Raw genomic sequence first — 15193 nt, forward strand, 5'->3', positions numbered from 1 at the left:
TTGCTCATTTAATACTCCTATTAACCTCAAGTATGAGGCTAAAAAGTATCTAATGCAGCCGGGGCGATTCACTTTTATGAAATGTTTATTAATAACGAGGGTTGAGTCGCCAATGTCGCCAGCCCCTTACCTCAAACGTTAGGCATACCATAATGGACAAGGAACGCATCAATATTCTCCTTGCTGAGTTAGAAGAGTTGGTACCTATTGAAGGTGCGGAAGTCCAATTTCTAAATGGGCCAGAGGAAGCATTGTTTAAAGCCACAGAGGCGGGTTATTTACGCTTTGGCCTCGAATTCATGAAAGGTGCATTTTTGCCGAAGCAGAATGAGAAAGTGTCTGATTTCATTCCAATGAATCTAGAGTCTATAGTTACCAACGACTCCACGGTGGCATTTGATTGTTTTTTGCGTGTTGATAGCTTGCAAGAACCGGATAAACCTTCCCCATCAAACAAAGTTATTGGCTGGGCACTCGCAATTACAGGGAGTCTCCTAGTTACCATGCTCGTAATTGGTGTGTTCACTACAATTGCTTGGCTTTTCAAATAACCTCAATGTCTAGCCCATCATTCAAGCGGGACTGGCGAGAAGATGCTTTTATGAATTGTTTATTAATAACGCAGGTTGAGCCTCCAGTGTCGCCAACCCCTTACTTCAAACGTTAGAGCTACATATGATCCGCTGGGGTTTATTGCTGCTAGCTGTAATTGTTAATTTTTTTTGGGCAGTTTCGTCCTATGGCACTTGCTTTGTTACATGGGCACAAATTGTTCCAAAAGAAATAGGCTGCTCATTGTGTTCGCAGCCCGAAGTGCAGGCAGCTCTTATCAAAGCTGTTGAGCTTGGGCGACAACAAATGTGTAACGGGTTGCCAGACACATGGCTGGTGGTTTGCCTGGTTCTGTTTAACTTGGCGGTTATTGCGGGTTTGCTGTTTTCCTCCGCTCTAACCCGTCAGTCAAGCGGGTCGCGCTAAAGCGCGCCCCTTACTTTCGACATTAGGTGCCAGATGATTTGCGAACATTTGAATCCAGTTGAAGAAAAAATTAAGTCTGAAGGTATTCCCGAAACTTTCAGAGGCAAGCCTTGGAGCAATGTCAAAGGTGTGTGAGTTTACTTCGACTGTTACCTTTCTCCAAACAGTCTAATTGAATCATTGTCTCTCCCCGGCTGCGTTAGAAAGCATGAACACAAAGGCACTCACGACGGCTCAGAGCTAGGCCTAGTATGCGAGAGTTGTGATCGCGGGGTAATGGGCTTACACCCCTCTGTAAGAAAAGGCGGCATTAAAAGTGTCGGCTAGATGGTGTCCATTTTTTACAGGCAAGATCACTGGCCAAAGCCAGCCCCTTAATTCAAACGGTTAGGAGGCTATGTGAGCACGAAGAACATTGATTCACTACATTTGTTCGGCGCTTCTTTTGCGGCCTCTATTGTTTTATGTCTTTTCAGCATGGTTGCAACGTTCTTTATAAAAACAGACGGAACAGTATTCGGTACTTTATTTTGGCAAGTTGTTTTTGGCTTCTCTTACACCCCTGTAATTTTTGTTTGCTCAATCCCTCTCATTTGGGTCACATGGCGGCTCATCAAAAACTACAAGTTAAGCAGAATCATTTCAGGTGGAGCAGTTGGGATATGCGCAGCATGGCTTGTAGCCTCCGCCAATCTTCCATATTTTGTAAGTCTTCATTTGCTGACAGTGCCTTATGATCTTCTAATTGTTACAGCAGGTGTGGCTTTAAACATCGCGGCTTTTTTATGGTTGTCGTCGCCACCTCACCCATCCATCAAGCGGGACGACTAGTGGCGCCCCTGACTTCAAACGTTAACCTAAATCTCAAATTTAGAAAAAACTTCCTTTTATTGAATCCTTGAGATTAAGAAGTTCGTTAACTATCTGATTTTACTGAAATGACACTCTCGACTTGAATTGCAAAAATCTCAAGTTAAATTGCAAACGACAAAAACCCATAAAATTTTTATGTATTAGCCCTTGAAATCAAAAAATCCCGCCCCAAATTAGCAATCAAGGTGCGCGAGTGCTAAAATGCGTACCGCTTTGATTGTTTTAGTTTTAACGTTATCCCTATAACACTTTAGGAAAACTCCAAGGAGAATCTCATGAACATTCGTCCGTTGCACGACCGTGTAATTGTTAAACGCGCTGCTGAAGAGCGCACTACTGCTTCTGGCATTGTGATCCCTGACAGTGCAACAGAGAAACCAGACCAAGGTGTGGTTCAGGCAGTTGGCAATGGCAAAAAAGATGAAAACGGCAAGGCGATTGCTTTGGACGTGAAAGTCGGCGACAAAGTATTGTTCGGCAAATACTCCGGCCAAACAGTGAAAGTCAACGGCGAAGAGCTGTTGGTGATGCGCGAAGAAGACATTATGGCGATTGTTGAGTAATCACTCGCAACTCAATCCCACACATTTGTAATTTAGGAGAATTTAAATGGCAGCTAAAGACGTAAGATTTGGTGATGACGTTCGCCAAAAAATGGTAAATGGCGTTAACGTATTGGCTAACGCTGTTCGTGTAACTTTGGGCCCTAAAGGCCGTAACGTGGTATTGGAGCGTTCTTTTGGCGCGCCAACCATCACTAAAGATGGTGTGTCTGTGGCTAAAGAAATCGAACTGAAAGACAAGTTCGAAAACATGGGCGCACAGATGGTGAAAGAAGTTGCTTCTAAAACCAATGACATCGCTGGTGACGGTACAACGACTGCGACTGTGTTGGCACAAGCCATCATCCGTGAAGGCATGAAGTCTGTGGCTGCGGGCATGAACCCAATGGACCTGAAGCGCGGTATCGACAAAGCAGTTGAAGCTGCTGTAGCTGACCTGAAAGCACAATCCAAACCCTGTACTACCAGCAAAGAAATCGCCCAAGTTGGCGCGATCTCTGCTAACTCTGACGCCTCTGTTGGCCAGATCATTGCGGATGCAATGGACAAAGTGGGTAAAGAAGGCGTGATCACTGTTGAAGACGGTTCAGGCCTGAGCAACGAGCTGGATGTGGTTGAAGGTATGCAGTTTGACCGTGGTTACCTGTCTCCATACTTCATCAACAACCCAGAGCGCCAAATCGCGTTGCTGGACAACCCATTCGTGTTGTTGCACGACAAAAAAATCTCCAACATCCGTGACTTGCTGCCAACCTTGGAGCAAGTAGCGAAAGCTGGCCGTCCATTGCTGATCATCGCTGAAGATGTCGATGGCGAAGCGCTGGCAACCCTGGTAGTGAACAACATCCGCGGCATCTTGAAAACGACTGCAGTTAAAGCCCCAGGCTTTGGTGACCGTCGTAAAGCCATGTTGGAAGACATCGCGATTCTGACTGGCGGTACTGTGATCTCTGAAGAAGTGGGTCTGAAACTGGAAGCCGTACAACTGCACGATCTGGGTCAAGCCAAACGTATCGAAGTGGGCAAAGAAAACACCATCATCATTGACGGTGCTGGCAACGAAGAAGCGATCAAGGCCCGTATCACTCAAATCAAAACACAAATCGAAGAAGCTTCTAGCGACTACGACCGTGAAAAACTGCAAGAGCGCGTGGCCAAACTGGCTGGCGGTGTTGCCGTGATCAAGGTTGGCGCGACGACTGAAATCGAAATGAAAGAGAAAAAAGCCCGCGTGGAAGATGCATTGCACGCGACCCGTGCTGCGGTTGAAGAAGGCATTGTGGCAGGCGGTGGCGTGGCATTGATTCGTGCCCGCGAAGCGATTGCCAAAGTGAAAGGTGACAACCTGGATCAAGAAGCAGGCATCAAGATCGTTCTGCGTGCGGTTGAAGAGCCACTGCGTCAGATCACACAGAACGCTGGCGTTGAACCATCAGTCGTGGTGAACAACGTGGCTGCCGGTAAAGGCAACTACGGTTACAACGCAGCCAACGAAACCTATGGCGACATGGTTGAGATGGGCGTACTGGATCCAACTAAAGTGACCCGCTCTGCCTTGCAACACGCGGCTTCTGTGGCTGGCCTGATGCTGACCACTGACTGCATGGTGGCTGAATTGCCTAAAGAAGATGCACCAGCGATGGGTGGTGATATGGGCGGTATGGGTGGCATGGGCGGTATGATGTAGCCTTTGCTTGGATGACATCATTGCCGACCATACAAAACAGTGGCGCGGCATGATGTCATTTCAATCTTCCCTGCATCGGTGATGCGTCGTTAGTTTTGACATTTAGTCCTTGCCGTACTTCATGTACTGTCTGCGTCGTAAATGTTTCAACGCCTAGCCTCACCTTGGCATTGAAGTTGAAATGCCCTAACAAGCATTCGCACAAACAAAACCCGCTTCTGCGGGTTTTGTTTTATCTGTCATTCTCCGCCATAATGGCGAATGGCGCGGCGCATATGCGCGGCATACTCATCTCACGAAAGAATTCATATGACTACTCTAAACACCCTCACTCAACGCCTGAGCTATATCGTCGGCGAAAATATGGCTCACCAATTGCAAAATGACGGCCTGGAGCTGGATGCTGCGGCCGTGGCGCTGGCAGTGAGCGATGTGATGGCCGGCAATGCTTCACGCATGACCGACGACGAAAAACGCAGCACAGTGGAACAAGTACAACAAGAGAGCCAGGCCAGACAGATGGCTGCCCACGCGAAAAACAAGGCGGCAGGTGAAGCCTATCTGGCAGACAATGCGAAAAAAGAAGGCGTAACCACAACAGCAAGTGGCTTGCAGTATAAACAACTGGTCGCAGGCGATGGCGCCAAGCCTACCACCAGCGACCGTGTCAAAGTCCACTACCACGGCACACTGACCGACGGCACGGTGTTTGATAGCTCTTATCAGCGCGGCGAACCGATTGTGTTTCCGGTGACTGGCGTGATTGCAGGCTGGGTAGAAGGCTTGCAGTTGATGAACGTAGGTAGCAAGTTTGAGCTGACTATCCCATCGCACCTGGCGTATGGCGCAAACGGCAGCGGCCCGGTGATTGGCCCGGATGCGACGTTGGTGTTTCAGGTTGAGTTGTTGGCTATCGAATAAGCCGGTCCTAGTAATACAAATTCAAGGCAATACAGATTCAGGGCACCCGTCGGGTGCCCTTTTTCACGGGGCCGCCGATTCCCGGCTTGCCTCCATGCCTGCGCTATTGTTAGACTTTGTGAATCTTTCACATTGTCGAGCGCCACAGATGCAAGATCCTCAATTAAACTTAACCGGTGAAATCGTGACTGTGCGCCCTGAACACAGCATAGATACCATTCAGCACCTGCCCAATTATGTGGGCATCTCTCAAATGACGGCGGGGGCCAGGGGCATTTCGATGAATATCGTGGTGATCCCGCCAGCGGCAAAAGCGCAACCGCATTACCATCAAGGCTTTGAAACGGCGATTTACCTACTGAAGGGTGAAGTGCAAACGTTTTATGGTAAAAATTTGAGCAAGTCATGCACCAATCAAGCGGGCGACTTTATTTTCATCCCGGCAGGGGTGCCGCATCAGCCAGTCAATTTGAGCCCTGATACCGAAGCGATTGCGCTCGTGGCACGTAACGATGCCAATGAGCAGGAAAGTGTGCGGGTCTATGCGGCTCAGGCCACTGTGCTTGGCTGATCAAGCCGCTGGCAAAAAACCTAGACGGACTCTTGTCGCTGACCGCGACCCAACAAGGCGCTGACGGCTGCTTGCGCCGTTTTCTGGTTGGTGAGTAGTTGATTGACTTCAAAAGTGATGGGCATTTCGACGTCTATGGTTTCGGCACGACGCATGACTTCACGCGCAGTGTTGACGCCTTCTGCCACGTGGCCCAATCCCGCCAGAATGCTCTCTAATGATTTGCCAGAAGCCAGTTGCAAACCGACTTCACGGTTACGCGAATATTGGCCGGTACAGGTCAGAATCAAGTCGCCTGCCCCCGCCAAGCCCATAAAGGTCTCGGCCTTGGCACCCAGCGCCATGCCAAAGCGGGTGATTTCGGCTAAGCCCCGCGTGATCATGGCAGCGCGCGCATTGTTACCAAAGCCCATGCCGTCAGAGATACCGGCGGCAATCGCCATCACGTTTTTAACCGCCCCGCCCACCGAAGCGCCGACCACGTCGACGCTATCGTAGACGCGCAAGCAGCCGCCATGAATCAGCTGTGCCGATTGCTGCGCCAGCTCGCGGTGATTGGCGGCGAGTGTAATTGCCGTTGGCAGGCCTCGCACCAGTTCGGCGGCAAAGCTGGGGCCGCTTAACACGCCCCACGGATACTCTGCGCCCAACTCCTCTTGCGCCACTTCAAAAGGCAGTTTTGCCGTTTTCGGCTCCAGGCCTTTGTTGGCCCAGATCAAGGGCTGTTGTATGCCCAAACTTTTGAGTTGCTGCAAAATCGGCCGGAAACCCGCCGTAGGCACCACGGATAAAATCAAATCGGCGCCATCAATCGCTGCAGCCAGATCATCCTCTACCGAGAGTTTTTCAGGGAAAGCAAAGTCGCCCAGATACAGCGGATTGGCACGCGCCTTGCGCATGCCAGAAACGTGCCCGCTATTACGCGCCCACAACACCACCTCGTGTTGCAAGGCAATATGCATGGCAAGTGCAGTACCCCAGGCACCTGCACCAAGAACGGCAACTTTACTCATTTGGATGGATCCTGATCAGTCACCGCGAGGTGTCTGCGGTGACTGACAAAGTGAGACGAAATTAGTTAGGGGCGCCAGCCGCTTGCGCAGCTTGTTGCTGCTGTTGCAGGTACAAGGCTTCGAAGTTGATCGGGTTCAACAACACGGGCATGAAGCCAGCACGGGTAACCATATCGGAGATGGCTTCGCGTGCATAAGGGAACAAGATGTTAGGGCAAGCCACCGCCAGGATAGGCTCCATGTTTTCTTGTGGCACGTTGCGGATGGCAAAAATACCGGATTGGTTCACTTCTACCAGGAATGCGGTTTTATCTTCGATTTTCGCGGTCACAGTCACTTTGATGGAGACGTTGAAAATACCGTCTTCAACCTGTTGTGCCGTATTGCCCAGCTCTACATTGATCTGTGGCGTCGTGCGCTCGGTGAAAATCGCTGGAGCATTAGGCACTTCGATAGAAGCATCATGCACATACAATTTTTCGATGCTGAAAATCGGTGCTGCGTTTTGGTCCGCTTGGTTTTGTGGTTCCTGAGCCATGAATCGTCCTTAAAATTATCAATACACAAAGGCGCTATTCTAACCGGACATCCCTGGCCTGACTATGGGTTTTTTATGACAGCGGACAGGTCACTTCAAGCGGCCAGCAACGGGTCCAGACCGCCCTGCACATCCAGGGCATGCAAGTCATCAAAGCCGCCAACATGGTGCTCGCCAATAAAAATCTGTGGCACAGTACGGCGGCCGGTTTTTTCCATCATTTCGGCCCGTAACTCTGGCTGCAAATCGACACGAATTTTTTCAATTTCGGTCACGCCCTTGTTTTTCAATAACCGTTCGGCATTGATGCAATAAGGGCAGACTGCCGAGGTATACATCACTACTTTTGCCATCATGATTCCTTTCAAGTGGATGACTTGGTGGCTGGCATCTTGGCCTCCACCCAGGCGGCCATGCCACCTTTGAGCACATTCAACGTGGTAAAGCCCTGTGCCTTGAGCAATTTGGCAGCGGCGTTGGCGCGGCTGCCGCGCTGGCAAACCAGCAACACCGGCTTTTCCTTGAATTTTTGAATTTCATTTATGCGGTCAGCCAGTTGCGCAAGCGGAATATGGCGCGCACCCTGCAAATGCCCCTGGGCAAATTCGTCCGCCTCGCGCACATCCAGTACCAAGGCAGATTTTCTATTCATCAGCATTACGGCTTCAGTGACTGAGAGCACAGTTGCCCCCGCCGCAGAACGGCTCAGCATGGGCAAGATCAGCGCCAGGCCAGAGCCCACCGCCAGTCCGATTAACAACACATTATGTTTTAAAAATTCCACAGCATTACTCACTTTGTTGGGTTATGACGACCGGTGTGCGGTCTTCAGGAGACTGGCCGCTTGGGTAGGCGTGACCAGCGGTTGCGATTATAATAGACGAATTCATCAATCCGACATTTCGTCACCACTTTTAAAGATTGTTAGCCATGTCTATCAAACCTGTCATATTGCTGATCCTCGATGGTTTTGGCCACAGCGAGACCCGTGAACACAATGCTGTTTTACAGGCAAACACGCCTAACCTCGACCGGCTCAAAGCCACTTACCCCCACAGCCTGATCAACGCCTCCGAACACTATGTCGGCCTGCCAGACGGCCAAATGGGCAATTCTGAAGTGGGTCACCTGAATATTGGGGCGGGACGCATTGTCTTTCAAGACTTTGAGCGCATTAATAACAGCATCAGCAGTGGTGAGTTTTTCAAGTTACCCGCCCTGGTCAATGCCATGCAGGCCCTCAAAGCCAGTAACAAAGCGCTGCATATCCTGGGACTGCTGTCTGATGGCGGCGTGCATAGCTACCAGCCGCATATTCACGCCCTGCTCGAAATGGCCAAACAACAGGGCCTGAGCAAGGTGTATGTGCATGCCTTTCTCGATGGCCGGGATACCCCGCCCAAAAGCGCACAGCCTTACCTGCAAGCGCTCGAAGACCATCTCCAGCAGCTGGGCGTTGGCCGGGTGGCCTCTGTGGGCGGCCGCTTTTATGGCATGGACCGCGACAAGCGCTGGGAGCGGGTCTCGGTGGCTTATGAGTTGCTGGTCAATGGTACAGCCGAATATGTGGCGGCAGACAGCCTGACCGCCTTGCAGCAAGCGTATGCCCGCGATGAAAGCGACGAGTTTGTGAAGTGCACGGCGATTCGCGCGGCTGACAAAGCCCCCGTGCGTATGGAAGACGGTGACTGCCTGGTGTTCATGAACTTCAGGAGTGACCGCGCCCGCCAGCTGACCGATGCCCTGCTCAACCAGCAGTTTGCAGGCTTTGAGCGCAGCCGGGTGCCACGCTTTAGCCACTATTTCACGCTGACCCAGTACGACAAAAACCAGACGCTGGCAGAACCGATTTTCGCGCCCTACACCGTGCCCAATACCTTTGGCGAATATGTCTCTAAACTTGGGCTCAAGCAATTGCGTATTGCCGAGACCGAAAAGTATCCGCACGTGACATTCTTCTTCAACGGCGGTGAAGAAACCGTTTTTGCTGGTGAAGACCGCATTCTGGTGCCTTCACCCAAAGTTGCGACCTATGACTTGCAACCAGAAATGAGTGCGCCAGAAGTCACCGACAAACTGGTCGCCGCCATTGAATCACAGCAATACCAGGCCGTGATCTGCAACTATGCCAATGGCGATATGGTGGGCCATACCGGCAACTTGCAAGCGGCCATTAAAGCGGTAGAAACGCTGGACACCTGTGTCGGCCGGATTGTGGCGGCTGCCCAAAAAACCGGCGCTGAAGTGATTATTACCGCCGACCATGGCAATGCCGAGAGCATGTTTGACCACACCAGTGCGCAGGCACACACCCAGCACACCACCAACCTGGTACCCTTTATTTACGTTGGGCGCCAGGCGGTGATTCGTAGCGGCGGCGCACTGTCAGACATTGCACCGACCTTGTTATCGCTGATGGGGGTCGCGCAACCTGCAGAAATGACCGGCCAGTCGCTGATCCAGTTGAATGCTGCGGCCTGAGTGGCCGCTCAGGTGCATGACTCCGATCATCGTTAAGCAGCTGGCAAAGCCAGCGATCAAGTGCTTTAGCCTGTTGGCAGGCCTCTGGCTCTGTGGCGCCGTGAGCCTGCCAGCGCAGGCCGCGCCTGCGGACAAAACAGAAACGACCAAAGGCGATCTCGAACAGGTCAAAGAGAAAATCCAGCAACTGGCCAATGCGCTCAAAGCTTCGCGCGTGGCCAAACAGGATGCACATGAAGCGCTCAAGGCTTCGGAAACGGCCATCAGCGCATCCCGCAAAAAATTGCGCGAGATTCAGGATGCGCAGCTGGAAAACCGCAGCAAATTACAAGACTTGCAAAAACAACTCAACGGCCTGCAACGTCAGGTCAACCAGCAAAAACAATCGCTCAACGAGCAGCTAAACCAGCAATATCGGCATGGCAACCATAGCCCGCTGCAAATGTTGTTGCAACAACAGGACCCCAACAACACGGCACGCAATCTCAAATACCTGGGCTATCTGACGGCGGCGCACCAGCAGCAGATTCAGTCGCTGCAAACCAACCAGGAAGCCATAGACCGCGTCCGCACGCAAACCACCGAACAATTGCACGAAACCGAACGTCTGGCCAGCCAATACAGCGACACCACGCAAAAACTGGAAAACGAAAAATCACTGCGTAGCGAGGCGTTAAAAGAGCTGTCCAAACAGATCGAAACGCAAGAACAGCAGATGGTCCGGCTGAAAAAAGACGAAGAAGCGCTGTCACAGTTGTTCCAGCGCTTGCTGGCCGAGGCCAAGAAACGTGAGCAGGAAGCGCTGGCGAAAGCCAAGCGCGAGAAAGAAGCGGCGGCTAAAAAAGCCGCTGAACTGGCGGCGCGTAAAAAGAAATCCGGCGGCCGCACGTTTGAGCATACGCCGCAAGCAACAGTCGATGACTCAGGCAGCGACACGCAAAGCAGCACCGTGATTGCCAAAAACGAAACGCTACCTGAATACAATGCCAACAAGGAAAACTTTGCCCAGTTACGGGGACGCTTGCGCCTGCCGGTACGCGGCGATGTGATCAACCGTTTTGGCACGGCCCGGGCAGAGACCGGGGTAAGCTGGAAAGGCATCTTCATCCGCGCCAGGGAGGGCAGCGAGGTGAAATCGGTCGCGGGCGGGCAAGTGGTGTTTGCCGACTGGATGCGTGGCTTTGGCAACCTGATTGTGATTGACCACGGCAACGGCTACATGAGCCTGTACGGTAACAACGAGGCCTTGTACAAATCGTCAGGGCAAAGTGTTAAAGCGGGCGATACGATTGCCGCGGTGGGCAATAGCGGTGGCAATGCTGAAAATGGGGTTTATTACGAACTGCGCCGCAACAGTGTGCCGTTTGATCCGCTGCAATGGAGTAGTGTGCGTTAGGCGTTGGCCCGCCTTGCGCACCCCGGTGTCCTGGTCGGCGCGCGGTCCTAGTACCGTTCTTCTGTTGAAGAATCCACGGCCTCGCGCACATGCTGCCTGGCTTCCAGATACAACTTGTCCAGCTCTGCTTGCGACATGGTAAGCGTAGTGTTAGAGACCTGCATGAGTTGCACGGAGCGCGTGCCCCCCGCTGCTGGCATGGCATCCGCTGGCGGCGCCAGATCATTGGACGACACATCACTGGGTGGCAGGGGAAGCGCTGTAGACGCTTGGCTTGGCGCATCTTCGCTACAAGCCACCACCAAGAAACTACAGGTCAGAGATAAAAACAGTTCAGAATAACGCACGGCAATACGACACTTCTATCAAATACTCAAAAATCTTATTCACCCATCACATGCATGAGGACGCGTCTGCGGGCAGGCAGGTGTCGATGCTCAAACAAAAAAATGCCTTGCCACTGGCCCAGGGCAACCCTGCCTTGTAGCACAGGAATCGACAAACTGGTTTGTGTCAGCGCGGTACGCACATGTGCAGGCATGTCATCCGGGCCCTCAACGGTATGAATGAACAGGTCATCGCCATCCGGTACCAGCCGGTTAAAAAAGGCTTCCAGGTCCACCAGCACATCGCGGTCATAATTTTCATTGATCAGCAGGCTGGCTGAAGTGTGCTGGATATACAGCGTCAACAAGCCGGACTGAATGCCGGATTGCTGCACCCATTGCAATACCTGCGGCGTGATGTCATACAAACGCCGACCTTGGGCATTAATAGAGAGGGTTTCGTGCTGTTGTCGCATCCATCAATCTATCCGTAAATCAGCGTCAGTTTACCAGTAACGCCAGCCGCCGCCCCAATAGGGTCGGGGTCCCCAAGGGCCACCATAAAAACCGGGGCCGCCGTAAAAACCTGGCCCGTAAAACCAGGGATCCATGCTGCGCAACCGGGCATAATCCCGCTCACGCTTTAACTTGGCTTCTGCCTCAGCGCGCGCTTTTTCACGCTTGTTAATCTCATCGGCGATGGCATTTTGCTGCGCCAGCGCATTCGCCTGCTGCATATAATCAAGCACGCCTTTGGAAATGCCTTTTTGATGCCATGACAGCACCTCAGAAGGGGTTAGTGCATAACGCGATTGCGACTGCTTGATTGCGTCAATAATCTCGGCATCCGTCTTGCCCTGCTTGCTCATGGTCACAATCTCATCCAAACTCAACGTCGACTGCGGCGGTGGCACCAGCGCAGCGAGTTGCTCGGGAGAAATACGGTCAATCTGCACCGGCTGCGGTGGTTGTGTCGCGCATCCGCTCATCAAACCGAGCAAAAAAATGATCAAGGACAAACGCCAAGCTTGTGAGTCTCGCATAGTTGCTCCATTTTACACCCGCACAATAAAAAAGGGTCATACGAATATGACCCTTTGCCTGCACCACAGGTTCAGCCTGCATGCAGATGACTACGCTGCGCTCAAGATGAGTGCACTGACACTCAGGCTTTGCGGAACTGCATTTTCCCACCCTGAAAATCCACCTGTATCGTGTCTTTGGCTGCAAACTGCCCAGCCAGGATTTCACGTGCCAGCGGATTCTCAATTTCACTTTGAATGGCGCGTTTGAGCGGACGTGCGCCATAGACGGGATCAAAGCCTGCATTGGCAATTTCGGCCAGCGCTGCGTCGGTGACGTCGAGTTGCATCTCCATGGCCGCCAGCCGTTTGGCCAGCAATTGCAACTGGATATTGGCAATCGACTTCACATGCGCTTCTCCCAGTGAATGGAACACGACCACCTCATCAATCCGGTTGATGAACTCTGGCCTGAAGTGCGTCTTCACCTCACCCATCACCGCCAGTTTAACCACCTGATCATCCTGGTCACTCATGCTCTGGATCATCTGGCTACCCAGGTTAGAGGTCATGATAATGACGGTATTCTTAAAGTCTACCGTCCGCCCCTGGCCATCGGTCAGGCGACCATCGTCCAGCACTTGCAGCAACACGTTAAACACATCCGGATGCGCTTTTTCCACCTCGTCCAGCAATACGACTGAATAAGGCTTGCGGCGCACGGCTTCGGTCAGCGTGCCGCCTTCTTCATAGCCAACATAGCCGGGGGGCGCACCAATCAAACGCGAGACCGAGTGTTTTTCCATAAACTCACTCATGTCTATGCGCACCAGATGGTCTTCACTGTCGAACAGAAAGTTGGCCAGCGCCTTGCACAACTCGGTTTTACCCACGCCAGTCGGCCCCAGGAACAAAAAGCTGCCATATGGTCGGTTAGGGTCACTCAAGCCACTGCGTGAACGGCGGATCGCATCCGAGACCAGCCGAACCGCTTCGTCCTGCCCCACCACGCGCGCATGCAGGCTATTTTCCATATTGAGCAGTTTTTCGCGCTCGCCGGTCATCATTTTACTGACCGGGATGCCGGTAGCCCGGCTGACCACTTCAGCAATTTCATCGGCACCGACTTCGGTACGCAACATTTTATGTTTGACCGTGCCACTCGCTTCAGCGCTTGACGCGTGCTTCAACTGGGCTTCGAGTTGCGGCAATTTGCCATACTGCAACTCTGAGACTTTTTGCCAGTCCCCTTTGCGTTTGGCGGCTTCCATCTCCAGTTTAATTTTTTCAATCGCCTCTTTCACGCCTGCCGAGCCTTGTACGGCAGCCTTCTCCGCTTTCCAGATTTCCTCGAGGTCGGCATACTCTTTTTCAAGCTTGCTGATTTCTTCTTCAATCAGGCCAAAGCGTTTCTGGCTGGCTTCATCTTTCTCGCGGCGCACGGCTTCACGCTCAATCTTAAGCTGAATCAGTCGGCGATCCAGCTTATCCATCACTTCCGGCTTGGAGTCGATCTCCATCTTGATACGCGAAGCCGCCTCGTCGATCAGGTCGATGGCCTTATCCGGCAAAAAACGGTCCGTAATATAACGGTTAGACAGTTCTGCCGCCGCGACAATGGCCGGATCGGTAATTTCCACACCGTGGTGTAATTCGTACTTTTCCTGCAAACCGCGCAAGATGGCAATGGTCGCCTCGACGCTAGGTTCATCCACCAGCACCTTCTGGAAGCGACGCTCCAAGGCCGCATCTTTTTCGATGTATTTACGGTATTCATCCAGCGTGGTCGCGCCCACGCAATGCAGCTCACCCCGGGCCAATGCAGGCTTGAGCATATTGCCGGCATCCATCGCGCCTTCAGATTTGCCGGCACCGACCATGGTATGAATCTCGTCAATAAAGACGATGGTCTGGCCTTCGTCTTGCGCCAGCTCCTTGAGCACCGCTTTCAAACGTTCTTCAAATTCGCCGCGGTATTTGGCCCCGGCCAACAGGGCAGCCATGTCCAGGCTCAATACTTTTTTGTTTTTAAGCGAATCAGGCACTTCGCCATTGACGATACGCTGCGCCAGGCCTTCTACAATCGCGGTTTTACCCACGCCGGGCTCACCGATCAATACCGGATTATTTTTGGTGCGGCGCTGCAAAACCTGAATGGCGCGCCGAATCTCGTCATCGCGGCCAATCACCGGATCCAGCTTGCCAGCACGGGCGCGCTCGGTCAGGTCCAGCGTGTATTTTTTCAACGCTTCGCGCTGGCCTTCCGCTTCCTGGCTGTTGACGGAATCATTGCCGCGCACGGCTTTAATCGCCTGCTCAAGTGCAGTTTTACTCAAGCCATGTTGCTTGAGCAGTTGCCCGGTGGGGCCTTTATCTTCGGCCAGCGCCAGCAAGAACATTTCGCTGGCGATATAGCTGTCGCCACTCTTTTGCGCAAGCTTGTCAGTGACATTGAGCAAATTATTGAGGTCGCGCGACACGCTGACATCGCCGCTGTTTTCGCTGACTTTGGGCAGGTTGTCTATGGCTTGCTGCAACCCGGTTTTAAGTGCGCTGACTTGCGCGCCTGCGCGAGACAACAGCGCCGCTACCCCACTGTCGTCCTGGTTGAGCATGGCCAGCAACAAGTGAGGCGCTTCTATGGTGGGATGGTCCGCCCCGACGGCCATGCTCTGCGCATCGGCCAGGGCCTGTTGAAATTTAGTCGTGAGTTTATCAAAACGCATGGCAAACCCTTTCTTGATTTAAAGTATCGCCGCACGCTTGCGGCTGGATACCCATATAATGCGGCGGGTTTTTACGTTTTCAATAGCGCCAGATCAAA

At 52.4% G+C, this 15193-nt stretch carries 16 protein-coding genes; 8 read left to right on the forward strand and 8 right to left on the reverse strand.

Features of this window, described 5'->3' with window-relative positions:
- Window positions 1-152: 152 nt before the first annotated feature.
- The 6 genes from Q9292_RS09525 (at window position 153) to Q9292_RS09550 (ending at window position 5593) form a co-directional block, all read left to right on the forward strand.
- A complete protein-coding gene (locus tag Q9292_RS09525) occupies window positions 153-551 on the forward strand; it encodes a hypothetical protein (protein ID WP_313987312.1) in 399 nt (132 codons plus the stop codon).
- Window positions 552-1377: 826 nt separating this feature from the next.
- A complete protein-coding gene (locus tag Q9292_RS09530; RefSeq protein ID WP_313987314.1) occupies window positions 1378-1809 on the forward strand; it encodes a hypothetical protein in 432 nt (143 codons plus the stop codon).
- Window positions 1810-2126: 317 nt separating this feature from the next.
- Complete coding sequence (locus Q9292_RS09535) at window positions 2127-2414, forward strand: co-chaperone GroES (RefSeq protein ID WP_018986062.1); 288 nt, start codon at window positions 2127-2129, stop codon at window positions 2412-2414.
- 46 nt (window positions 2415-2460) lie between these two features.
- Entirely contained in the window at window positions 2461-4101 is a 1641-nt protein-coding gene (gene groL / locus Q9292_RS09540) for a chaperonin GroEL (protein ID WP_194748563.1), read from the forward strand.
- A 303-nt stretch (window positions 4102-4404) separates the two neighbouring features.
- Entirely contained in the window at window positions 4405-5022 is a 618-nt protein-coding gene (locus tag Q9292_RS09545; protein WP_409934493.1) for an FKBP-type peptidyl-prolyl cis-trans isomerase, read from the forward strand.
- Between the two features lie 148 nt (window positions 5023-5170).
- Window positions 5171-5593 (forward strand): cupin domain-containing protein, encoded by a 423-nt coding sequence (locus Q9292_RS09550; RefSeq protein ID WP_313987322.1) that lies wholly within the window; start codon window positions 5171-5173, stop codon window positions 5591-5593.
- A 20-nt stretch (window positions 5594-5613) separates the two neighbouring features.
- Here the strand turns inward: Q9292_RS09550 and Q9292_RS09555 are convergent, their stop codons facing one another.
- The 4 genes from Q9292_RS09555 to Q9292_RS09570 all read right to left on the reverse strand — a co-directional run bounded on the left by Q9292_RS09555 (window position 5614) and on the right by Q9292_RS09570 (window position 7928).
- Window positions 5614-6606 (reverse strand): NAD(P)H-dependent glycerol-3-phosphate dehydrogenase, encoded by a 993-nt coding sequence (locus tag Q9292_RS09555; RefSeq protein WP_313987324.1) that lies wholly within the window; start codon window positions 6604-6606, stop codon window positions 5614-5616.
- A 61-nt stretch (window positions 6607-6667) separates the two neighbouring features.
- Window positions 6668-7144 (reverse strand): protein-export chaperone SecB, encoded by a 477-nt coding sequence (secB, locus tag Q9292_RS09560; RefSeq protein WP_194748568.1) that lies wholly within the window; start codon window positions 7142-7144, stop codon window positions 6668-6670.
- A 95-nt stretch (window positions 7145-7239) separates the two neighbouring features.
- Window positions 7240-7497: a glutaredoxin 3 gene (gene grxC, locus Q9292_RS09565; protein WP_194748569.1), complete on the reverse strand. Its 258-nt coding sequence runs from the start codon at window positions 7495-7497 to the stop codon at window positions 7240-7242.
- 11 nt (window positions 7498-7508) lie between these two features.
- Window positions 7509-7928, reverse strand: coding sequence for a rhodanese-like domain-containing protein (locus Q9292_RS09570; RefSeq protein ID WP_194748570.1), 420 nt, complete (start codon window positions 7926-7928; stop codon window positions 7509-7511).
- A 146-nt stretch (window positions 7929-8074) separates the two neighbouring features.
- On the opposite strand from Q9292_RS09570, the gene gpmI reads away from it, so the two are divergent.
- Window positions 8075-9625, forward strand: coding sequence for a 2,3-bisphosphoglycerate-independent phosphoglycerate mutase (gene gpmI / locus Q9292_RS09575; RefSeq protein WP_313987330.1), 1551 nt, complete (start codon window positions 8075-8077; stop codon window positions 9623-9625).
- A gap of 16 nt (window positions 9626-9641) precedes the next feature.
- Window positions 9642-11021 (forward strand): murein hydrolase activator EnvC family protein, encoded by a 1380-nt coding sequence (locus Q9292_RS09580; RefSeq protein ID WP_275356181.1) that lies wholly within the window; start codon window positions 9642-9644, stop codon window positions 11019-11021.
- Between the two features lie 47 nt (window positions 11022-11068).
- Here the strand turns inward: Q9292_RS09580 and Q9292_RS09585 are convergent, their stop codons facing one another.
- The 4 genes from Q9292_RS09585 to clpB all read right to left on the reverse strand — a co-directional run bounded on the left by Q9292_RS09585 (window position 11069) and on the right by clpB (window position 15095).
- Complete coding sequence (locus tag Q9292_RS09585) at window positions 11069-11368, reverse strand: hypothetical protein (protein WP_313987334.1); 300 nt, start codon at window positions 11366-11368, stop codon at window positions 11069-11071.
- A 35-nt stretch (window positions 11369-11403) separates the two neighbouring features.
- Entirely contained in the window at window positions 11404-11823 is a 420-nt protein-coding gene (locus Q9292_RS09590) for a secondary thiamine-phosphate synthase enzyme YjbQ (protein ID WP_194740530.1), read from the reverse strand.
- A gap of 30 nt (window positions 11824-11853) precedes the next feature.
- Window positions 11854-12390, reverse strand: a complete 537-nt coding sequence (locus Q9292_RS09595) for a hypothetical protein (RefSeq protein ID WP_194748574.1) — start codon at window positions 12388-12390, stop codon at window positions 11854-11856.
- A gap of 122 nt (window positions 12391-12512) precedes the next feature.
- Window positions 12513-15095 carry an ATP-dependent chaperone ClpB gene (gene clpB / locus Q9292_RS09600; protein WP_313987341.1) on the reverse strand — a complete coding sequence of 861 codons (2583 nt, stop codon included), beginning with the start codon at window positions 15093-15095 and terminating at the stop codon, window positions 12513-12515.
- Between the last annotated feature and the right edge of the window lie 98 nt (window positions 15096-15193).

The organism is Methylophilus sp. VKM B-3414, assembly GCF_032248435.1.
Classification (GTDB): domain Bacteria; phylum Pseudomonadota; class Gammaproteobacteria; order Burkholderiales; family Methylophilaceae; genus Methylophilus; species Methylophilus glucosoxydans.